Source organism: Streptomyces sp. NPDC021225 (assembly GCF_044332865.1).
Lineage (GTDB): Bacteria > Actinomycetota > Actinomycetes > Streptomycetales > Streptomycetaceae > Streptomyces.
In genome coordinates, this window is record NZ_JBIRPV010000003.1 from 703,935 (window position 1) to 725,524 (window position 21,590).

Annotated in this window: 14 protein-coding genes; 4 read left to right on the forward strand and 10 right to left on the reverse strand. The window is 70.6% G+C overall.

Going from position 1 to position 21,590, the window contains the following annotated elements:
• Positions 1-78 precede the first annotated feature (78 nt).
• Entirely contained in the window at positions 79-618 is a 540-nt protein-coding gene (locus ACH4S9_RS16825) for a hypothetical protein (RefSeq protein WP_398372511.1), read from the forward strand.
• An 87-nt stretch (positions 619-705) separates the two neighbouring features.
• The gene (locus ACH4S9_RS16830) at positions 706-5,247 is read left to right on the forward strand and encodes a hypothetical protein (protein ID WP_398372513.1); all 4,542 of its coding nucleotides are present in this window, start codon (positions 706-708) and stop codon (positions 5,245-5,247) included.
• Here ACH4S9_RS16830 and ACH4S9_RS16835 read toward each other — a convergent pair.
• The 10 genes from ACH4S9_RS16835 to ACH4S9_RS16880 all read right to left on the reverse strand — a co-directional run bounded on the left by ACH4S9_RS16835 (position 5,224) and on the right by ACH4S9_RS16880 (position 19,671).
• Positions 5,224-5,586 carry a hypothetical protein gene (locus tag ACH4S9_RS16835; RefSeq protein WP_398372515.1) on the reverse strand — a complete coding sequence of 121 codons (363 nt, stop codon included), beginning with the start codon at positions 5,584-5,586 and terminating at the stop codon, positions 5,224-5,226. The two genes, ACH4S9_RS16830 and ACH4S9_RS16835, sit on opposite strands and share 24 nt — an antisense overlap.
• Before the next feature lie 251 nt (positions 5,587-5,837).
• Positions 5,838-8,114 (reverse strand): family 43 glycosylhydrolase, encoded by a 2,277-nt coding sequence (locus ACH4S9_RS16840; RefSeq protein WP_398372517.1) that lies wholly within the window; start codon positions 8,112-8,114, stop codon positions 5,838-5,840.
• A gap of 63 nt (positions 8,115-8,177) precedes the next feature.
• Complete coding sequence (locus ACH4S9_RS16845; protein ID WP_398372519.1) at positions 8,178-11,792, reverse strand: alpha-glucuronidase family glycosyl hydrolase; 3,615 nt, start codon at positions 11,790-11,792, stop codon at positions 8,178-8,180.
• Between the two features lie 98 nt (positions 11,793-11,890).
• On the reverse strand, positions 11,891-13,687 hold the full coding sequence (locus ACH4S9_RS16850) for a sugar-binding domain-containing protein (protein ID WP_398372521.1): 1,797 nt from the start codon (positions 13,685-13,687) through the stop codon (positions 11,891-11,893).
• Positions 13,688-13,745: 58 nt separating this feature from the next.
• Positions 13,746-14,399, reverse strand: a complete 654-nt coding sequence (locus ACH4S9_RS16855; protein ID WP_398372523.1) for a hypothetical protein — start codon at positions 14,397-14,399, stop codon at positions 13,746-13,748.
• Positions 14,400-14,407: 8 nt separating this feature from the next.
• The gene (locus ACH4S9_RS16860) at positions 14,408-15,244 is read right to left on the reverse strand and encodes a carbohydrate ABC transporter permease (RefSeq protein WP_311721465.1); all 837 of its coding nucleotides are present in this window, start codon (positions 15,242-15,244) and stop codon (positions 14,408-14,410) included.
• Positions 15,241-16,212 carry a sugar ABC transporter permease gene (locus ACH4S9_RS16865; RefSeq protein ID WP_311721466.1) on the reverse strand — a complete coding sequence of 324 codons (972 nt, stop codon included), beginning with the start codon at positions 16,210-16,212 and terminating at the stop codon, positions 15,241-15,243. The genes ACH4S9_RS16860 and ACH4S9_RS16865 overlap by 4 nt, the downstream gene beginning before the upstream one ends.
• A complete protein-coding gene (locus ACH4S9_RS16870) occupies positions 16,209-17,609 on the reverse strand; it encodes an ABC transporter substrate-binding protein (protein ID WP_398372526.1) in 1,401 nt (466 codons plus the stop codon). Before ACH4S9_RS16870 ends, ACH4S9_RS16865 begins: the two co-directional genes overlap by 4 nt.
• Complete coding sequence (locus ACH4S9_RS16875) at positions 17,603-18,526, reverse strand: PmoA family protein (protein ID WP_311721469.1); 924 nt, start codon at positions 18,524-18,526, stop codon at positions 17,603-17,605. The genes ACH4S9_RS16870 and ACH4S9_RS16875 overlap by 7 nt, the downstream gene beginning before the upstream one ends.
• A complete protein-coding gene (locus tag ACH4S9_RS16880) occupies positions 18,523-19,671 on the reverse strand; it encodes a Gfo/Idh/MocA family oxidoreductase (protein WP_361182048.1) in 1,149 nt (382 codons plus the stop codon). Before ACH4S9_RS16880 ends, ACH4S9_RS16875 begins: the two co-directional genes overlap by 4 nt.
• A 267-nt stretch (positions 19,672-19,938) precedes the next feature.
• On the opposite strand from ACH4S9_RS16880, the gene ACH4S9_RS16885 reads away from it, so the two are divergent.
• Both ACH4S9_RS16885 and ACH4S9_RS16890 read left to right on the forward strand, forming a co-directional pair.
• On the forward strand, positions 19,939-20,982 hold the full coding sequence (locus ACH4S9_RS16885; protein ID WP_385342799.1) for a LacI family DNA-binding transcriptional regulator: 1,044 nt from the start codon (positions 19,939-19,941) through the stop codon (positions 20,980-20,982).
• Between the two features lie 322 nt (positions 20,983-21,304).
• Positions 21,305-21,544, forward strand: coding sequence for a hypothetical protein (locus tag ACH4S9_RS16890; protein ID WP_398372530.1), 240 nt, complete (start codon positions 21,305-21,307; stop codon positions 21,542-21,544).
• Positions 21,545-21,590 lie beyond the last annotated feature (46 nt).

Here is a 21,590-nt window from a genome sequence, read left to right on the forward strand (position 1 = left end):
TGAAGAGTTCCGTACCACCGGGGGTTCTCCGGGGCTTCCCCGATGCCCTGTCCGCCGCCCGGCTGGTGAGCTGGACTCATGGGATCACATCGGTTACGTCGTCGCCCTCTGGCACTGCTCTGCGCATGGGGCGCCCTGGCTCTCGCGACCCCGGCACTCGCAGACTCCTCCGACCCGCCCCGTCGCGCGCACGACCGTACGCAGGCGGCTCTCGACCGGATCGTCGCGCAGGGCACGCCCGGGGTCATCGCCCGCCACCTGCTCAACCACACCAGCGGCATCTCACGGCTCCTCAGAGGCGAGCTGCTGCCCGCCGCACAGCAGCGCCGACTGCTCACGGCCGTGTCCGTAGCGGGGGACAAGGGACATGGCGGTGAGGACGACCTGTACGGCCTCGGCATACGCCGCTTCAAGCTCGACGGGGACGGGGACGGCGACGGCGATGGCGATCGCGACGGCGACTGCTGGGCCTGGGGACACGGCGGCATGATCCCCGGCTCGGGAACCCGCACGGTCGTCTCCGGTGACGGGCGGCACGCCATGACGATGAACCGCAACGGTGACTGGGGCGAGCAGAAGCTGGAGGACGCCGCCGTCATCGCGGAGTTCTTCCGGTGAGCCGGCCCTCGGCGCCACCCCAGAAAGCCCTTGGACGGTAGCATTTCGCCTGCGGGCCGGATGGTGGACGCGGGGCCAGGGGGAAACGTGGAGAGCACCGGTCATCACAGCGACTCACTCGTCGTGCTGACCGCGCTGGACGTGGAGTACGAGGCCGTTCGGGCACATCTGGTCGATCTGCTGCCGCGAATGCACGCGTCCGGCACCCTGTTCGAGGTCGGCCGACTCGTCGGTACGTCATGGCGTGTAGCGCTTGCCGAACTCGGCGACGGCAACCAGGGGGCGGCCGTGCTGACCGAGCGGGCGATCGCCATGTTCCGCCCGCGGGCGGTGGCGTTCGTCGGGGTGGCCGGGGCGCTCAAGGGCGATATCGAGCTCGGCGACGTGGTCGTGGCCACGCATGTGTACGCGTACCACGGCGGAAAGGACGAGGACGGCGAGTTTCACTCCCGCCCGAGGGTCTGGCCGGTGCGCCAGGAACTCGACCAGCTGGCCCGCTTCGCCCGCAGGTCCGGTTCATGGACCGGATTGCTGCGGGACCGCCCGCCCGGCGCCTCCCTCCCGGCCGTCCACCTCAAGCCGGTGGCCGCCGGGGAGGTCGTCCTCAACTCCGCGGACTCGCCCCTGCGCCGGCAACTGCGCCGGAACTACCAGGACGCCGCCGCCATCGAGATGGAGGGCGCCGGCGTGGCGCAGGCCGCCCATCTCAACGCGGCCTTACCCGCCCTGATCGTCCGCGGCATCAGCGACCGGGCCGACGGGGAGAAGTACGACGCCGATGCCCAGGGCTGGCAGTCCCGCGCGGCCCGCCATGCCGCCGCCTTTGCTTTCTCCGTTCTCCGCGCACTGCCGCCCGGTGGCGATCCGGCCCCACCCGGGCCGGGAAATCCCACGGGCCCGGCGCCGGCGTACGAGGTGGGCCCGGAAGGGCCGGCGGCACCGGAGCCGGCACCAACACCAACACCGGCACCGGAGCCGGCATCGGATCCCGACGAGGGGAGGCCGTCGGACAGCGAGTCGGCCGCACACCGGCAGCTCCTCCGATGGGCACGGAGGTTCTCGGACGATCTGGACATCGTGGCCTCTCCCCGGCCGGACGGCGGCACCGGCTCCCCGCCGCAGCTCAGCGGCGGGCTGTATGTGCGGCGCACCGTCCAGGACCGGGTGATGGAGGCCCTCTACGACGGTGATCCGCAGGCAATCCTGGTGACCGGGGACGCCGGGAACGGCAAGAGCAGTCTGTTGTGGGGCATCGCCCAGGACCTGACCGCGCTGGAGGACACCGAGGTCTTCCTGGTGAACGCCGCCTGGCTGTTGCGCCCCCTGAGCGGCACCTCCGGAAGCCCCATGCTGACCTCCCGGACCGTGGTGTCCGGGGCGGACCATGCCCGGGCTCGGGGGCGCGCACCGGTCGTGCTCCTCGACACCGCCGATCTGCTGCTGCACGACGACTTCCACGAGATGGCGCTGCTCGACCTGTGCGAGGATCTCGCCGCCGCTGGTGTCCGCATGGTGCTGACCTCCCGGCCGGAGGAGGCGAACCGGCTGCGCACCGGCTTCGTCCGGATGTCGCTGGGCCCCTACGACGACGGCGAGATCCCCCACGCCATCCGTGGACACGCCGCGCTCTACTGCCCCGATGCCGTGCCCCGGGACGACGGGGCACGGGTGCGGAGGCTGATGGAGCCCGTCGCCCGCGGACTGCCGGTGCGCGAGGTGTGCAGAAGCCCCCTCCAGCTGCGGCTGCTGTTCGAACTCGCGCGGGACGACGGGGCGTTCCCCAGCGCCGAGATCGACGCCACCGGCCTCTACCGTCGCTACTGGGACCACCGGGTCGTCACCGATCGGCGCGTTTACGGCAACCAGAGCGCCACGTCGCCGGAGGATCTCTCATCGATCACCGGTGCGATCGCCGTCGTACTCATGTCGGCCGGCCGGACCGAGCTGTCCCACGAGGACCTGGTCGAGCGGCTCACCTCGGCGGACGCCGGCCCCCGCCCCTCGCGGCCGTACGAACCGGCCCGCGTCGGGGCGGCCATGGATCTGCTGATCGACCGGGGCGTGCTGGCCAGAGGAGCTTCGGACGGTATCCACTTCTTCCACCAGACCATGTTCGAGTACGCGGCCGCGCGTGGCCTGCTGCGCCTCACCGGGGTGCGAGCGCTGCGGTCGCTGTCCGAGTGGGTCGGCTCCCATCCCCATGACTTCTTCGTCGGGGCGATCCTCGAACAGTTCCTCATGCTCGCGGCGGGGCCGGAGCGGTATCGCGGCCCGGTACGGGACACGCTGAGGCGCATGGCGGCGCACCCGGACGCCGTGATCCTCCATACCGTCGCGGTGGCCGTCGCCGCCCGGAACCCGGCCGTGGGCGTGTCCGTCGAGCCTCTGCTCGCGACGGCGCCGCACGGCGTGGCCCGGCGGTACGCGGTCCTGGCCCCGACCGTACGCGACACGGACGTCGACGCACTCCTCCCGCTGCTGCGTGGGCTGTGGGAAAGGAAGGAACCCAGTCTGGAGGAGGCCGTGCTCGAAGCCCTGGAACGGCTGGCCGCGCAGAACTCGCTTGCCGTGCACGCCGCCCTGGCCGACTGGGGCTGCGTCCGGGAACTGACCGGGCGCCGTACGGGCAGCGTGGGCATCGACATCCTGCCTCGGCTTCTCGTGCTGACCTCACACCTCGATGTGGCATCCGCCCAAAGGGGTCTCATGGGGGTGCTCGACTTCGCCCTGTCCCGGGGGTTGGCGCAGCTGGCATCCGGTGTGATGACCCTCTGGGCGCGGCACTGGAGAACACTGGGCTCGCCGGAGTGGGCCGCCGCCGTCCAGAAGCGGATCGAGCGTGTGCGCATCCCGCCGAAGTCGGGGGACGTCGAAATCTTCCGAACAGCCCTGGCCAGGGTGGTGGCCGCCTCCTGGACCCATGACCACGGGCTCCCGGGCGACGGCGCCGACGGCCGTCCCGACACCGGAACCCACCCCTGGACCCACTGCCTCGACCATACGTTGGCGCTGCTCGAAGCGGACGACCAGGACACCGTGGGCAATGCCGGACTCATCGCCGTCACCGCGATCCTGACCACGCTGCCGCACGGACACTGGGCCATCGAGACCACCCTCGACCGCTGTCTGGAGATGACCGGCCACGGAGCGCCGCACGCACTGCAGCACCGCATGGTCTTCCCTTCGCTGCTCAGCAGCGACTGCGCCGCGGCAGAGGTTCTCATGCACAGGCTCGCGGCCATGCTGAAGGCACTGCCCTGCCCCGAAAACCAGCCGGTCACGCCCTCGAAACGGCGAGCACTGGTCGCCCGCCGGATCCTCGCCCACCGGGACGTTCCCCCGCACCGCGTCCGGCAGGTCCTGGAACACTCCGGCTGGGACGCCGACTCCGACATGTGGCTGTCCCGGGACGGCCTGGCGACGCTCCTGCTGCCGGCCGCGCTCGGCGGTCACCCCACCGCGGTCCACAGGATCGAGAAGGCGACGACCGCCCCCGCAGCCGCCCGGGGCCTCATCCGCCGTTCCCTGCACCGAGCGGTCACGGACGCCGGTCTCCACACCGAGCGCCACATCGGCCTGTTGGTGACCCTGTCACTCCTGGACGCCGACACGGTGCTCCTGGAGGCCATCACCACCGGCCGGGCCAAGAAGGGCACCGGTCCGCTGACTCCCCTCGCCCATGAGCGGGTGCTGGGCGCACTACGGGCATCGGCCCCGGCCCTCACCGGACTGATCGCGGACGAAACGGCCGAGGGCAACAGCGGCAAGCGGCAGCGCCAGGCACTGACGCTCTGGGAATGCTCCGTGTCAGCCGGTGTTCTCCCCGCGCCCGGCTTGACCGATCTCCTTCCGCGGTACGGCATCTTCTCCGATCAGAAGACCCGGGCGGCCTTTGTCGGGCTGGTGGGAACCATCGCCGCGCGCGAACCCGGCCAGTACCCCACGGCAGACCTCTTCCTTTCGGGGCTGGTGTTCGACGCCTCGGGAGACATCCCCCACCTCAACGACACATCGGCCAGCACCCGAAACGCGGCCCGGAAGGCGCTCCTCCACGCCGCCTGCGAGTCCGGCCCTCTCACCCACACGGCCGTCACCAAGGCCCTCGACCTGGCTTTCGCCCCACCGACCGACGCCGGACTGATCAGCGGGCTCGGCCAGCTGGTGCGCCGGCTCAGCACCGCACACGGCGCGGCACCCGCCACCGAGCTGCTGATCCGCGTCATCGGCAGGGCCGTGGCCTCACGACAGGGCCCGGCCGCGGAGAACCACCTGGCCAAGGCGCTCCGCGGCGCGATGGACAGCATCTTCGACCACGGTTCCCCGGCTGTGTACCGGAGACTGTGGGAGCACCTCAAGGAGCCTGGTGCGGAGGGCGACGTCGGCCACGTGGCTTTTCCGGAACGGTACGCCTTGGGGCTGGTGAGCTGCGCGGTCCGCCGGGCCTATCCGACAACCCGCCACGACTTGGAAGAACTCGTCGCCCACCCACGGGTGCCGCAGCGCACCAAGATGTGGATCAGCGACCAGCTCAGCGCCCGGTCCCGGGAGCACACGGATCACGACCTCAGCTGGGTACTGGGAGGTGAGGGGCCTGACCGGCACCTCTCACACCCCGTCAACCCGAGCTGAGGACCGGAGTCGACCGCTACGACTAAGAAGCATCCAGCCGACTCCCGCGCCAGGCGCAGTGCTTGCGAGGCTGCGATGCCGGCGCAGCACCGTGTCAGGACGCACGAGCAGCCGCACCCGTCGCAGAACCGGCAATGCCAGCCGGTGCAGCAGCACCGCCAGGAACGCCCGATCGCCCGGAGTGAACTGTGCTCGATCATCGCTGAGTTGGCGTTCGAGCACCGTGATCTGATGGCGGAAGGTCAGGATCTCCGCGTCCTTGTTCCGGTCGCTCATCGGCAGCAGACGCGGCAGCGCGAACGTGTTGGTCACTCCCATGCAGGCCAGTCGCAGCTGCACGGTCGATCATCATGACGCGCCCGCTACCGGCTACGCGAGAGCGCCGACTCGAGCGACGGGGCCGACGACCGCCAGTCCAGGTGCGCGCCTCCGACCAGGGCGGATGGCATTCTCGGCAAGCGCAAGCTCCTTCAGGTCGACGTGCTCTCTCCTGCACGGCAACACCGTGCTCCAGCGGCTCGACAGGATCACCCAACTGCTCGGCAGCACATGGCGGAACTCGGAGTCGTCGCGAGTGGAGCGGAGCGGCGTCAGGAGTAGAAGCGCACGTAGTCGAAGCGTGCGGTCACGCCCTTACCGGCCAGGGAGACGAGGCCGATGCGCGGGTCGGAGCCGGCGGGCAGATGCCAGACCCCGCCCCAGATGTAGTGCTTCCCGTCCCGGCTCGTGGCCGGCTGGAATGTGTGTTCGCCGGTCTTCGGATCGACGGTGTGGCGCAGCCGCAGCCACATGGTGTCGGCCGACGGGCCCAGCTGCATCTCCGGCCAGCTGTCACGGTCTCGGCCGATCCACAGGAAAGCCTGCCGTGACGGGCCGGTCCGTGTCGGGGCCAGATGGATTGAGTTCTCCGGGCTCTGGAAGGCGATCATCCCGGCCTGGCTGCGCCCGTCGGGGGCGTCGGTGATCGGGAAGTGCAGCTTGGTCTCGACCGTGTAGGTGCCGGTCGGAGCGTCACGGAGCAGCGCCGATGCCATGGTGCCCTTGCCGGAGAAGTCGGCATCCTGCGTCGGCCACACATACTGGCCGTCGGTGACCTTCCCGTCGGCGGGGCCGAACCACGTCCAGCCGTCCAGCTGGTTGTCGTCGAAGTCCTCGTCGTACTCCGGCAGCCGGGTTCCGATGTGGGGGTCCGGCTGTTTGACGGTCACCGGCCGGTAGAGCCGGGTCACGCCGACGTTGTCCACCTCGCCGGCGCCGCGGGTCGAGGCGGCACCGCCACGGCGCCAGTCCTCGGGCACGTCCACCTTCAGCTCGGCCAGCGGCATGTCGAGCATGGCCGAGCTGACCTGAACATGCGCCGCCCCGTCGCGGATCTCGGCCGTGAGCGAGTGCCAGGTCCGCGGATCGGCGTTCGTGTGCAGACGAGCGGTCCGCTTCCGCACCACCTTCCGGTCCCGGGTGACCTCGACGGAGAGTGTGCCGGTGGAATCCAGCCAGGCCACGGCGTGGTCGGACGGGCCCGCGGACGCCAGGACCAGGCCGACCCGGCCTTCGTCGTCGCGCAGCCGGACGTCGGCCTCGATCCTCACATCGCCGTCCGGGGCCCGACGCGGCAGCAGCAGCTGCGGGACCGCGGCCCGGGACCGGCTGCGGGCATAGCGTCCCGAGTCGGGATCCGAACCCGTGGTCCAGGAGCCGTGTCCGGGGATGTCGAAGTGGACGAGGCCGTCCTCGAAGGTGCTGCCCGCGTCCCATGCGCCGGTCGGCGCGGTCTGCCGGTCCTCGCTGGTCCAGGCCCCCGCGCGGACCGTCGGCCAGCCGTCGATCCAGTCGAGCCGGTCCATCACGCTCGGCCGTCCGCCCCAGTGGGGATCGCTCTCGTGGCGGTCGAATCCATTGGTGAGGATCCAGTCCTGGCCCGATTTGTCGACCACGTTCGCCGAATGGCCGGTCGCGACCCACTTGTTGCCGTTCGGCGCGTTGACGATCGTGCCGCCCGGGTGCAGATCGGCCAGGCCGACGCTCTCGGCGTCCTTGAACGGGCCCATGGGGTTCTCGGCCCGCCCGACGAACACCGGATAGGCGCCCTTGTCCCGGGCACAGCAGCCCAGGCCGGAGTAGAACAGGTAGTACCAGCCGTCGCGCTTCACCGCGTACGCGGCCTCGCCGCGCCGGGCGCCGACCACCTGCACCGGATCGCCGACCGGCGCGGTGCCCTCCTCGTTCAGACGCACCGCCTGGATTCCGCCGTCGCGGAACGAGCCGTAGTAGAGGTACTTCTGGCCGTCGGAGTCGACGAACACCGACGGATCGATCTGATTGACCGTCGTCCCGTACGGCAGCACGGGGTGACCGATGTCCTTCCACGGGCCGGCCGGATGGTCCGACGTGGCCAGCGCGATGGTGTTCTTGTCGCCGCCGGCGACCGAGTAGTAGAGGTAGTACTTGCCGTTGATGTAGCGGATGTCGGGTGCCCAGTAGTAGGTCGTCGCGAAGTCGCGCCACTCCGGGTGGTTGTCGGGCCCGAAGACGTCACCGACGTAGGTCCAGTTGACGAGGTCGGCCGAGCGTGTGATCGGCATGAAGTGCTGTGACTCCCAGGGGCCTCCCTGGTTGTCCCGGCGCATGCTGGTCTGGGTCGCATAGGCGTACCAGTAGCCGTCCTTGCCGCGGATGATCGACGGGTCGGAGAAGGCGTCCGCGACGTTGTCCATCACGGGGTTCTGGTACGTCCCGGGCTGATCGGCGGGATCGGCCGCGGCCGGTCCGGGATGCGCACTGCCGAGGCCGAGGACCATGAGCAGGGCGAGGAGGGCGGCGCCGGGTCTGCCCCGGAGCGCGGGGAATCGTGCCGGCTTCCATGTCATGTCGGGGACTCTCCTTTGCGGATGACGGATATGCCGGAGGTGGGTGTGCGGCGCGGAGGTGGCTCAGACGACGACGAGGGCCGCGATGCGCCAGAGGCCGTTCAGCTTCGAGCCGGTGATCTCCAGGTCGGCGGTGCGCCCATCGGCTCCACCGTCGAGGGCGAAGGAGAACCAGACGAAGGCTCGGCTCGGCAGGCTGTCGTCGCCGGAGCGTCCGAGGACCGTGCCGTCCTCGGAGATGGTGGTGACACCCGAATCGGTGAGGGAGTCGCCGGTCAGCACCCACACCGTGTGCTCGCCGGCCGGCACCGGGACGCGCAGGACGGTGGGCTTGCCCCGCTGCATGACGATGTCGCGGCGCAGATCGTCGGCGTTGCCCCGGTCACGGGTGTTCGGCCGGTCGCCGACCCAACCGAAGCCGCGGTCGGCGGAGTAGACGTCCTCGGGGGACAGCCTGGTGTATCCGGTCAGCAGCGGGCTGGACGGCGGGCCGGCGTCGAACGCCGTGGCCGCGTCATCGGGGTGTGGTGTGGTGACCACGGACACCGACCGGCCGTGCTCGATCTCCTCGTCGCCGCTGGTGAGCCGGATCTCGACGGTGGCGAATCCCGGAGTGGGCACCGGGGTCGCGGTGACGGTCAGCTCTCGCTCGGCTCCGGCGGTGACCGTCACGGTCCGCTCGGTGCCTGACCAGCCGTCGGGGGTGACGAGGCGGGCGGTGACATCGCGGTCCTTGGTGCCGGTGTTGCGTACCAGCACCGTGACCGGGTTGGCCCGGCCCGCCCACCACACCGGATCCGCCACCGCCCTCATGACGACCAGGGACGGCACCGGGGCGCCGGGGTCCGTGACGGCGAACGCGGACAGCCGCCAGGGGCCGCCCACCCCCGTGAACGTGATGTCCGTGGTGCGGCCGGTGGCACCTCCGTCGAGGGGGAGCTCCAGCCAGGTGAAGGTCCCGCCGGGCTGCTTCGGACTGGTGGCGACCGTGGCGCCGTCGACCGCGACCCGGGTCGGCGAGGCCGTGGCACCGGTGTCACCGACCAGCGCGTACCCGGTGTGCTTGCCGGCCGGCAGGGCGACGCGCAGCACCCGGGACGCGTTGTGCCAGAGGTGGTCGCGCAACAGGGGCTCGCCACCGCGGTCCCTGGCCGACGGGGCGGCGCCGACCCAGCCGTGGCCGGCCGACGCCGACCACGCCGACTCGGGGGTCAGCGCGTCGTAGCCGGGCATCGACGTCCCGTTCCGTGGACCGGCGTTGAGCGCCTTGAGGCAGCGCCTGCCCTCGGGGGCTACGACCAGGGACGGCGGGCGGCCGTCGAGCCGGGTGAGCTTCGGCGCCACCTCCAGGTCCAGGGCGGCGACGGTGCCCGACAAGGGGGGCGTGACCGGCAGTTCGAGCTCGGCGGTCGCAGCGCCGGCCGCGGACTGCTCGGCGGGCTCGGTGCGCCAGTCCGCCGCCGGTGGCCGCAGCGCGACCGTCAGGTCGCGGTCCCGCGCCGAGGCGTTGGTGACGGTGACCGGCAGGAGGTTCGGCCGGCCGCCGAGCAGCACCCGCGAACCGTTCAGCGCCGCTTGCAGCCATTCCCGCCGCGCGTCGACGACGCGGCTCTTGTCGAAGAAGAATCCGACCACCGTGTCGCGCCAGAACCTCGCGTGCGCCCGCTGGGCCTCGATCCCCGCCTTGACGGCGGCATGGCGCTGCCGGTCGACTTCCCCGGACAGTTTGCTCCATCCGGCGAGGAACCGGTCGATGCGGTCGACCCCGGTGAAGTGCGTATCGTAGATGTGCTGGATGACGGTCTTGCCCGACCGCAGTCGATGGTCGTACGGCACCCAGTGCATGAACAGCAGCAGGTCGTCGGGACAGGTCGCCGTGGACTCGTAGTGCTTCTGCCACAGCCGTGGGTAGAGCCCGGTGAAGCCGCTGCCGGTCGCCTCGGTGCGGTCGAAGCCGGTGCCCTCGGTCGTGGAGTGGTGTGACTGGAAGAGGGTGCCCAGCGGGCTCGGGTCGAGATGGTCGCCACCGGGGTCGGTGAGATAGCCCATCCCCAGCGGCGAGGTGTAGTCCTCGTACGTCCGGCGCGAGTGCACGAGGATGTCGGCCACGACCTCGGTGACCGCGCCGTCGGTGCCGAAGGTCAGCCCGGCCCACTCCGCGGCCAGGTCCCGGGGATCGGCGTCCGGGTCCCAGCACATCCTGCCGAAGGCATAGGTGTTCGCCGCTCCCATCAGATAGCCGGTCCAGTTGCGGGCGTTGCCGAAGTTGCTGACCCCGGCGATGCCCGCCCGCGGCGCACGGCCGTCGCCGGCCGCGAGGATGTCGGCGACGGTCGGTCCGGTGCCGGGCCCCCGCGTCGGGAAGGTCAGCACCTCCCGCCACAGCGGAGCCAGATAGGTGGCGTGGAGCGTGTGGCCCGTGTACTCCTGTGTGAGCTGGAGTTCCAGCATCTGGTTCGTGTGCCGCATCGCGCCGAACAGGGGGTGTACGGGCTCGCGGATCTGGAAGTCGATCGGTCCGTACTTGGTCTGGAGGATGACGTTGTCCTCGAACGTGCCGTCCAGCGGGGCGAACACCCGGTACTGGTACTCCGCCCAGTCGCTGAAATCCTCGTGGACGAAGCTGCGCCAGACGATCTGCCCGTCGTGCGGGGCGACCGTGCGAGCCAGCATGTTCGCGCCCTCGGCATGGGTGCGTCCGTAATCCAGCGGGCCGGGCTGCCCCTCCGAGTTCGCCTTCACCAGCAACCCGCCGAATCCGGGCAGGCTGTTGAAGATTTCGGCGCTCTTGTCCTGCCACCACCGCTGGACCCGTCGATCGGCGGGATCGGCCGTCGTGATCGGATCCGCGTCGTCCGCGGTCAGGATCATCGGACTGGCGTAGTTGACGGACAGCCAGACGGAGATGCCCCATGACTGGAGAAGTGCCGCCAGGGGTCTGAGCGCGGTCAGCATCTCGCCGGTGATGAAGTCGGCGTCGGCGTTCACATTGTTGAGCACCGAGGCGTTGATGCCGATCGATGCCATGGACCGTGCGTAGTCGACGAGCCGGTCGGAGATGTCCGGCAGCTTGTCCCACTCGAAGAGCGAAGTGCCCGCGTAGCCACGCTCGACCGACCCGTCGAAGTTGTCCCAGTGATTCATCATGCGCAGCGCGGTGCGCGGTTTCTCCACGACGGACAGCTTGTGCAGTGGCCGCTCGAGCTGGAGCAGACGGATGAGATGGAAGACTCCGGCCAGCACGCCCCGATCGCTGCGGGCCCCGACGACCAGTCGCCGCCTGCCCGGCGGTCCGGTCATCTCGATCACGTACCCCTGCTCACCGATCCGGGCCAGCCGATCGGGGCTCACCTCGGAGCGCACGACCGGCGACTCGTCCACCGTGCCGATGACGACCGAGGCGCGATCGGCGGGAACCCGGGCCGGTTCGCTTCCGGTGAGGCCCCGGGCGGCTCGGCGCAGTTCCGACTCGGCGTTGCCGATGACCTGGCCCTCGCCCTGACGTGCCAGACCGGCCAGGGCCTTCCGGTACTCGGCGAGCCGCCGGGGATCGGCGGTGGGACGGTAGCGCAGCCAGAGTTCGTAGCCGTCCTCATCGGGGGTGCCTGCCGAATCGGGGGTGCCTGCCGATAGGGCGAAGCCGGCCGCCGTGCTCCACGGGCTCAGTACGGTGGCCAAGGCGAGAGCGGATGCCTGGAGGACTCGGCGACGACTGTGCCCGTACTCGGATGGCGCCATTGCGGTTTCTCCTCTGCGGAATCAGATGGCGAGACGCGCTATGTGCGGGTTCGGGTGAGAATTTCGCGCAGTTCGGCCAGGGGAATCTTCGGTTGGCGGTCCGGTGTGAGCAGGCCGTTGATCTCTTGTTCCGTGTCGGTGAACTGGGTGTAGCAGTAGCCCGCGAGCCCGGAGTCCACCGCGGCGGTCACCAGGTCGGCGAGGCGTTCCGCGAACTCCTCCTTCGTGGCCACGGTGTCGTAGCCGAACCACTCGGCGCCCTCGGCCGGCTCGAAGGTCGCGCCGCCGAACTCGCTGAGGACGACGGGCTGCCCTTGGTGGCGGACGCCGTCCAGGGTCAGCCGTTTGGCGCCGGGCCACTGCTCGGCGAGCTCGCCCTGCCGCAGCGAGGCGTGGCCGTAGCGCCTGCGCAGTACGTCCCCGTGCTGGGTGTAGTCGTGGACGCCCCAGATATCGGCGGCGGAGATCTCCCAGCCGTCGTTGGAGACGGCGGGGCGGGACGGGTCCAGGGCCTTGGACAGGTGGTACAGGGCGTCCATGAAGTGGCGCTGCGCGGGGACGAGCGCCGGGTTCGGCACGGACCAGGACTCGTTGATCGGGACCCAGGCGACGATCGAGGGGTGGCTGAGGTCGCGGGAGATGGCTTCGGTCCACTCGGCGACCACGCGCTCGACGGTCTGTGCGCCGAAGGCGTACGCCGACGGCATCTCCTCCCACAGCAGCAGCCCGAGCCGGTCGGCCCAGTACAGGAAGCGCGGGTCCTCGACCTTCTGGTGGATACGCAGCCCGTTGAGGCCGATCTCCTTGGCCAGTTCGACGTCGCGGCGCAATTCCTCGGCCGAGGCCGACAGATGCGATGCGGGCCAGTAGCCCTGCTGGAGCGCGAACCGGAGGAAGTACGGCTTGTGGTTGAGGAGGAAGACGCCGTCGTCCCAGCCGATGTCGCGCAGGCCGAGGTAGGACGTCGCACGGTCGACCGGTGTGTCCTCGGCCGCGTCGCGCAACTCCACCACGGCGTCGATGAGTTGCGGCCGCTCCGGACTCCAGAGCAGCTCGTCGAGATCCTGCCCGTGGCGCAGGGCGGGCACCGCGACATCGAACTCCGTCTCCTGGCCCTCGATCAGCGTCCGCTGCTCGGCGAGCACCCGCTCACCTCGCGTGAGGCGGACCGTCACGGTGAGCGGGCGCTGCGGCCAGTGGCCGAGCCGCAGCCGGCAGCGGACGCGGGCGTGGGCGACCTCGGGGGTCCAGTGCAGGAGCGCGATGTGCTCGGCCGGGACCTCTTCCAGCCACACCGGCTGCCAGATCCCGGAGGTGCGGTGGTACCAGATGACATGCGGATCCCGGCGCCAGTCCTGCTTGCCGCGGGGCTGTGCGGCGTCGAGCGGCTGGTCCTCGGCGCGAACGACGACGGTCTGCTCGCCGTCCCGGTCGATGGCGTCGGTCAGATCGCAGGTGAAGCCGGTGTGCCCGCCCTCGTGCCGTCCCACCAGGCGGCCGCCCAGCCAGACCTCGGCCCGGTGGTCGACCGCACCGAAGTGCAGCAGGAGCCGCCGCCCGGCGGTCGGCCGGGACACGTCGATCGTGCGCCGGTACCAGAGCACGGGGTGGAAGGCGGTGTCCGCCACGCCCGAGGCCGCGGACTCGGGCGGGTAGGGCACGGTGACGGTGCCGGTGAACGGTGCGGAGTTCGCCGGGTCCATCCAGCGGTCGGCGCGACCGCGGTCCTCGTCATCGTGGGCGAACTGCCAGGGACCGCCGAGGTCGCGCCAGTCGGGATCGCGGATCAGCTGCGGCCTCGGATGGCCTGCGGCGTCCAGGTGCGGGTGGGGCATGCGTGAACTCCGGTGGTGTGGTGCGTGGGTGGGGGATGGGAGGGTGCCGCGCTGCCGTTCAGTTCTCCTGGGCGTTCACGGGCTCCTGGGCGTCCGCGGGGGAGCGGAGGTCCACGACCGTGGCGGCGAACGCCAGTGGGCCCGGCAGCAGCGGGATCAGCAGCGGAATCGACCAGGCCAGGAGCCCGCTGAGGATCACTGCACCGGCCAGCAGAAGGCTGCCGCGCGGGTTCGCGGCCGAGCGGAGCAGCGCTTCGCGTGCGGACAGGACGTGCGGTGCCTCCAGCGAGGCCGCCCGTAGCGCCACGACCGCGGCGCCCAGGACGAGCAGCGCGAGGGCGGGCGCCATGACGGCCGCTCCGGGCAGCGCGGCACGCATCAGCGCGGCATCGATCAGGACGACCACCGCGAGCAGTGGCGGCACCAGACCGAGGGCCGCCGACCGCGCGGACAGGTGGGCACGGAGGTGTGCGCCGTACGTACCGGCCCTGACCTGCACGCCGTTGCCCGCGGCCCCCCGGAGCGTCGCGGACGCCGCGGCGAACGCGGCCGGGGCCGTGACGACCGGCAGGCAGGCGAGGCTGGTGAGCAGGCCGATGAGCAGCATGTCGGCGAAGAGGGTGAAGCCGGAGCCGAAGACCTCTCCGGGTTCCCGGCGCTCGCGCCCCGGCGCGATCGGTGCGTGGGCCATGGTGTGCCGTGTGTCGGCCATGGTGTGCCTCACCCCTTCAGTCCGGACGTGGCCATGCCCTGCACCAGGTAGCGCTGGAAGACGAAGAAGAACAGCACGATCGGCAGCACCGAGATCACCGACATGGCGAACATGGGCCCGTACGCGGAGGTGCTGGACTGGTCGACGAAGCTGCTCAGGGCGAGGGTGATGGTGTACTTCTCCGGCGCGAAGAGATAGATCATCTGCGTGAAGAAGTCGTTCCACGTCCAGATGAACGTGAAGATGGCCGTGGTGATCAGCGCGGGCCGGGCCAGCGGCAGGGTGATCGACCAGTACGTACGGAAGGGACCGCAGCCGTCGATCCGCGCGGACTCCTCCAGCTCACGCGGCAGGCCGCGCATGAACTGGACGATGAGGAAGACGAAGAACGCCTCGGTGGCCAGGAACTTCGGCAAAATCAGCGGCCAGTAACTGTCCACCAGGCCGAGCCGGTTGAAGATGATGTACTGCGGGATCAGTACGACGTGGTGCGGCAGCATCAGCGTCGCCACCATGAAGGCGAACATCACCTTGCTCATGCGGAAGCGCAGCCGGGCGAAGGCGTAGGCGGCCAGCGAGCAGGACAGGACGTTGCCGAGGACGGCGCCCCCCGCGATCAGCAGGGTGTTGCCGAGCAGCTGGGTGACCGTGACGCCCGAGACCCCGTCCAGGGCGGTCGTGTAGTTCGACCACTCCAGGTGGCTGGGCCACAGGTCGAGGCTCGTCATCACCTCGTCGGCCGGCTTCAGCGAGGTGGCCAGCAGCCAGGCCAGCGGATACAGCAGGACGAGCAGCGCGACGGCCGAGACCGTATGCGGCAGCCACCGCTTCGTGGCGATGTTCATCGGCCCTCCTCGTCCGCGTAGAAGACCCAGGACCGGGAGGTCCGGAACAGGATCAGGGTGATCGCGCCGATGGCGATCAGCAGCAGCCAGGCCATCGCCGCCGCGTATCCCATATGCGAGGCCGTGAAGCCGCGCTCGTACAGGTACAGCGTGTAGAACATCGTGGAGTCGGCGGGGCCGCCGTCGCCGCCGCTGATGGCGAAGGCCGGGGTGAAGACCTGGAAGGAGTTGATGACCTCCAGGACCAGGTTGAAGAAGACGACCGGGGACAGCATCGGCACGGTGATGGACACGAACTGCCGCCAGCGGCCGGCGCCGTCGAGCGCCGCGGCCTCGTAGAGGTCGGGCGAGATCTGCTGGAGGCCCGCCAGGAAGATCACCATGGGCGCGCCGAACTGCCACACCGTCAGCAGGACGATCACGTACACCGCGAGATCGGGGTCGCCGACCCAGCCGCCGGTGTGGATGCCGACCGAGTCCAGGACGTCTGCGACGGTGCCGCCGTCGTTGAACAGCGCCTTCCACACCAGGGCGATGGACATGCTCGCGCCGAGCAGGGACGGCGCGTAGAACGCGGAGCGGTAGAAGCCCCGGCCCCGGCTGAGGTTCCTCAGCAGCATCGCCACACCGAGGGCGAGGCCCAGCTTCAGCGGGACGGCCACGACGACGTACAGCATCGTGGTGCCGACCGACCGCCAGTAGCGGGGGTCCTCGGTCAGCATCTCCCGGTAGTTGCGCAGCCCCACCCAGTGCGGCGGGTCGAACAGGTTGTAGTCCGTGAACGACAGGTACAGGGACACGGCCATCGGCACGAGGGTCAGCACGACCGCGCCGATCATCCATGGGGAGAGGAACACATAGGCGGGCCACTGCCGTTCCCGCACCTGGCGCCGCTTGCTCTTCCGCGGGCTCGGCCGCGTCGTACGGGCGGTGCGTTCGGGCGCCCTCGTCGTCGAGACCGTGCTCATGACTCCAGCTCCCGGTTCGCCTCGTCGATGAATTCACGTGCCGCCTGCCGCGGTGTGGCCATGCCGTACATCACGCGCTGGTAGCCCCGATTGAGCGCCGTCTGGATCGCGAGGTCGCCGGGCGGCGGTGCGGTCGGCGGGGCATCCAGGCCGTACTTCTCCATCGTCTGCGCGTAGTCGTAGATCTCCCGCTCCGGTCCCTCGAGCGCCTTGGCGACGCGGGCGGCGATCTTGCGGTTGGGCGGGGTGGACCGGGAGAAGCCGAGGATGTCGCCGGCCCGTGGGTCGTTGAGGAGGAAGTCGATCAGCTGGGCCGCCTCCTGGGGGTGCTTGCTGTTCGCGCCGATGCCGAGGAGCATGCTCGGCTTGAAGTACGCGCCCTGCCGCCCGTCGGTCGTGGGCACGGGTGCGAAGTGGATGTCCTCGCCGAGCAGGGCCGTGTATCCGGGGAACGGCGCGTCCCAGGTGAAGTCGGCGGCCGCGAGACGGCGGCCGATGGGGCTGGTCTCGGTGCTCCCGGCCTGCACGGTGTCCCGGGCCTGGGCGATGGCTCCCTCCCTGCGGAGCCGGTCGCGGAACGACCAGAAGGCGGTCAGGTCGTCCTCGTTGAAGCCGAGTTCCGTCTGGTCCGCGTAGAGATTCTTGCCGCGGCTGCGCAGCCAGGTCTCGAAGACGTCCTCGTTGTCGCCGCCGTCGTTGGAGCCCGTGTAGGGGCGTCCGTCGGGGGACTTCAGCCCCAGGGCGGCGATCTTCTTGTTGGCCTCTGCCCAGTCCTGCCAGGTCCAGCTGGGCCGGGGCGTGGGGATACCGGCCTTTTTGTAGACGGCGGAGTCGTAGGCGTATCCGGTGATGCCACGCCCCATGGGCAGGGCGAACTGCCTGCCCTTGTAGGTGCCGGTGCGCAGGAAGTCCTGGTCCATGTCGGAGGTGCGGATCGTCCGGCCCTTGATGGCACCGTCCAGCGGCATGATCGCCTTGCCGCCCGCGTACTGGGAGATCTGCCGGTAGTCGAGCTGCACCACGTCGGGTACCCCGCCGCCGGCGGCCTGCGTGGCCAGCTTCTGGAGATAGGAGCCGAAGTCGCTGTTCGATGTGCGCACGGTGACACCGGGGTGTTCCTTCTCGAAGAGGCGGACCGCCTTCTCGGTGCGCGCGGCACGGTCGTCGTTGCCCCACCAGGAGAACCGGAGGGTGATGCCGGACGTGTCGCCGCTCGCGGCGGAGCACGCGGAGAGCGTGCCGGTCAGGGCGGTGCCGAGGCCGACGGCGGCAACGGCCAGGACGGCCCGGCGGCTCGGGTGTGGGAGCCGGCCGCAGTTGACGGTGGGCCAGTCGTAGACGCGCAGCCGGGACACGCCGACCGCCGCGGGAAAGCCGTCGTACGTCGCGCTCACCATGTGTGCCTGTCCAGGTGAGCGGTGACCTGCTCGCGGTCCCAGGCGCCGTCGGCGACGGTCACGCGGTAGCCGCGGGAGAGGGTGTCGCCGGGGGCGAGGACGAGCTCCTCGTGGAACGCCCAGGACGGCGCGACCGCGGCGAACGGGTCGCTGCGCACGAACCAGTGCGCAGGGTGCGTCCCCTTGTCGCCCGCGTGGTCGTTGGCCGGGGCGTGCTCGAAGACGACCGTGGCGTGGCCGTCGCGCCCGTCGTGCTCACCGACGTACGCCAGCCAGGGCGCCTGGCTGCCCATGAGGTCGCCGCCGTCCGCCTCGGCGGTGAAGACGTGGCCGTCGCGGAAGGCGCGCGGGCCCCGCCAGAACAGGCCGGTGTATCCGGCCGCCGGGCGGCCGTGGGTGGTGGGGCTGCCGAAACGCAGCGGTTCGGTACGGCGGTTGGTGACCGCCGAGGTCCACGTCAACGACCAGCTGCCGGCGCGCGGATCGACATCGCTCACCTCGATGCGGCGCTCCTCCTCGGCCCACAGCTCACCGTCGTACGGATGCCAGGTCAGGCGCTCGGCGATCACAGCCCGGCCGTCCTCGGCGGCGACCTCCTCGAAGGCGGCGTGTGCCATCGAGCCGATCCGCTCCGGCAGCGCGACATACCCCTCGCCGTGGACATAGGTGTTCCCGCCCCACAGGTTCTGGCCCGACAGATGGGAGGCCGTCAGCTGGAGCCCCTTGTGCCAGCGGTGGTCGTTGGGGCGGTAGTCGGTGACGAGTCCGCCGGAGAGGGTCCGGACCGGGTGCAGATACGGCTTGGGGGACTCCCACGCGGCTTCGGGGCGGTACACATAGGCGAACAGTTCGGTGCCGGTCGCCTCGTGGGCCACAGTGATGCGGTCGCCGTGGGCGTGGGTCAGTGCGAGCGTCATGCGTGGGCCTCTTCCTTGCGGGCGGTGTCCGGCGCCCAGCCCTGGGCGCCGCCGTGCAGCTCGGTGTAGTAGGGGTCGCCGGGGCCGATCTCCCCCGCGCGCACCGGGGCGTCGGTGAACGCGGACTTGTACAGGGCGGTGATGAACTCGAGCGTCTGCCGGCCACCCGCGCCGCTGGTCGCGTGGCGGCGTCCCGCCCTGATGTCGGCCACCAGGGCGCGGAGCTGGGCCAGGTGCGAGCTGGGCTCGTCCGTGCCGAAGTCGCGCCAGGCGGCCACGGTCTCCTCGGGGACACCGGGAGCCGGGGTGATGCGCCAGTCCGCGTTGCGGTAGCCGTAGAGGTGGGTCAGTTCGATCGTGGCGAGCTCGCAGTCGATACGGATCCGGCTCACCTCGTCGGGGCTCAGCACACTGTTGACCACGGTGGCCACGGCGCCGCTCGCGAACCGCACCTGCGCCGTCGACACGTCCTCGGTCTCCACGTCGTGCACGAGCCGTGACGCCATCCCCCGCACCTCGCTCCAGGGCCCCATCAGGTCCAGGAGCAGATCGGTCTGGTGGATGCCGTGTCCCATGGCGGGCCCGCCGCCCTCGGTCGCCCACCGTCCCCGCCACGGAACGGAGTAGTAGGCGGCGTCCCGGTACCAGGTGGTCTGGCAGTGGGCGACGAGCGGGCGGCCGAACGCCCCCTCCCGCAGCAGCCGCCGCACATGGCGCGCGCCGGAGCCGAACCGGTGCTGGAAGACGATGGCGGCGTACGGTCCCGCGTCCCCGGGCTTCTCGGCGGTCTCGATGGCATCGAAGTCGGCGAGGGACGGGCACGGCGGCTTCTCGCACCACACCCAGGCGCCCGCCTTCAGCGCGGTCACCGCCTGGTCGCGGTGGACAGCGGGCGGTGTGCACAACACCACGAGATCGGGACGCAGTTCGGCCAGCGTCGCGTCGAGGTCCGTCGAGGCGTGCGGGATCCCGGCGCCGGCCGCGAACGCGCGCACCGCGTCCATGTCGACGTCGACGGCGGCGACGATCTCCACCTCGCCCGCGTCGGCGAGCGCCCGCAGCGCGGGCAGGTGGCTGGAGCGCGCGATGCCCCCGGTGCCGACCACGGCTGTGCGCAGTGGGGTGGTGGAGCGGTGCGAAGACATGCGGACCCCCTGATGGGATGTGCGGTGAGCGTCGGCGCCGTGGGCACGGGCGGGCAGCCCGGACCCGTCCGACGGACAGCGGTCGGCGGCTGCCCGCGTGACGCCCTCGGTGGCAATCGCTTGCTATCGATCGGTTCCAACGTTGTAACCGCGATATCTCGCCACGGTCAACCCCTCGTCCGGAACGGGATTCCGAGCTGCCCCGGAGCTGACAGTCCGCCGCAGCCCATGCATAATGCGGAGAAGCACAGGTGAGGAGGTTGGCCAGTGGCCGCGGTGACACTCAAGGACGTGGCGGAGCGGGCGGGGGTTTCGATCAAGACCGTGTCCAACGTTGTACGCAATGCTCCCCGCGTATCCGAGGCCACGCGGAAGCGCGTACTGAAGGCCGTGCACGAGCTCGGCTACCGGCCCAACCCATCGGCCCGCCGCCTGCGCACCGGGCACAGCGGCCTGATCGGCCTCGCCGTCCCGGATCTGGCCACACCGTACTTCGCCGAACTCGCCCAGCACGTACGGGCCGAGGCCGCGCACCTGGGCCTGACCGTCCTGATCGAGGAGACGCTGGGCGACGCGACGGAGGAACTGCGCCTGGCGACCGGCGTCGGCGCGTCCCTGCTGGACGGTGTGATCCTGTCGCCCCTGGGTGTCTCGCCCGACGAACTCGCCGCCGTGGCCAATGAGTTCCCGCTGGTCCTGCTCGGGGAGCGCAGCTACGCGCGCGACCAGGTGGGGGCCGACCACGTCCTGATCGACAACGTCGCGGCGGCACGCGACGCCACCGCGCACCTGGCCGCCCTCGGCCGTACGCGGATCGCCGCCATCGGTGTGGACCAGCAGGCGTCGGCGACCAGTCGTCAGCGCCTGGAGGGCTTCCAGCTCGCCCTGCACGAAGCCGGGGTGATCTACGACCCCCGGCTCGCCCCCGCCATCAAGGAGTTCGACCGGCGCAATGGCCTGCTGGCGATGCGCGCCCTGGCCGCCCTGCCGGCCGGCGTACGCCCCGACGCGGTCTTCTGCTTCAGCGACCTGCTGGCCGTCGGTGCCCAACGCGCCCTGTTCGAAGCGGGGTTGACCATCCCGGACGATGTCGCCGTGGCCAGCATCGACGGCACCGACGAGGCGCTCTACAGCACGCCGTCCCTCACGTCCGTGGTCCCCGACAAGACCGCCATCGCCTCGCTGGCCGTGAAGTGCCTGGCGGCCCGCATCCGCTCGGACGAACCCCTGCCGTTCGAGGTGCACACGGCTCCGCACTGGCTGCACGCCCGGGAGTCCACGAACGGCGGGCGCCAACAGCTCTTTCCCTGATCCGCGCCGAGGGGACCGTCGGATGAAGGACGGTCCCCTCGGGCGCGCGAGCGCTCAGCCGCTCCTGGTGACGGTCATGTGCCGCCGGTTTGCGGAAGCCCTTCATGCTGCGGTGCTCGACCGACGACATGACCTCGCGGTGGGCGGCACCGTAGCTGCGGAGCGGCGCATCCCCATCCCCGCGCGGCTCAGTTTGATCTTGCTCGGGCAAAGGGCTCTGTGTGTGTGACGGGCCCGGCTAGGCTTGGCTCCGCTTCTCCAGGCGACTGCCGCGTGGAAGGGTGACGGACATGATGTCGCTGGGGCCGTCCAATGTGATGCGGTGCCATCGCCCGCGCGGGACAATGACCGCCGTTCCCGCCGCCAGCCTGATCTCCTCCTCTTTCTCATCCGGTTGTTCCGGGCGGAAGCAGACACGTATCCCGCCGCTGAGGCAGGACACGACTGCGTTGCCCGCCGGCTCGAACGGATCGGTAAGACCCTGAACATCGAACTCACCGAGCCCACTGGCTTGATACGAGCCGGGCTCGCCCTCACCACATGGCGGCTGCTCAACAACTGAGGAAGATGGCGACAGATGGCCCGCGCGGTCGGCTGCTGGAAGAAGT

Bases quoted from the DNA above. Each gene is read 5' to 3' on its own strand.
- ACH4S9_RS16825 (WP_398372511.1), top strand. From the start codon at position 79: ATGGGATCACATCGGTTACGTCGTCGCCCTCTGGCACTGCTCTGCGCA.
- ACH4S9_RS16840 (WP_398372517.1), bottom strand. From the start codon at position 8,114: ATGACATGGAAGCCGGCACGATTCCCCGCGCTCCGGGGCAGACCCGGC.
- ACH4S9_RS16850 (WP_398372521.1), bottom strand. From the start codon at position 13,687: ATGCCCCACCCGCACCTGGACGCCGCAGGCCATCCGAGGCCGCAGCTG.
- ACH4S9_RS16855 (WP_398372523.1), bottom strand. From the start codon at position 14,399: ATGGCCGACACACGGCACACCATGGCCCACGCACCGATCGCGCCGGGG.
- ACH4S9_RS16860 (WP_311721465.1), bottom strand. From the start codon at position 15,244: ATGAACATCGCCACGAAGCGGTGGCTGCCGCATACGGTCTCGGCCGTC.
- ACH4S9_RS16865 (WP_311721466.1), bottom strand. From the start codon at position 16,212: ATGAGCACGGTCTCGACGACGAGGGCGCCCGAACGCACCGCCCGTACG.
- ACH4S9_RS16870 (WP_398372526.1), bottom strand. From the start codon at position 17,609: ATGGTGAGCGCGACGTACGACGGCTTTCCCGCGGCGGTCGGCGTGTCC.
- ACH4S9_RS16875 (WP_311721469.1), bottom strand. From the start codon at position 18,526: ATGACGCTCGCACTGACCCACGCCCACGGCGACCGCATCACTGTGGCC.
- ACH4S9_RS16880 (WP_361182048.1), bottom strand. From the start codon at position 19,671: ATGTCTTCGCACCGCTCCACCACCCCACTGCGCACAGCCGTGGTCGGC.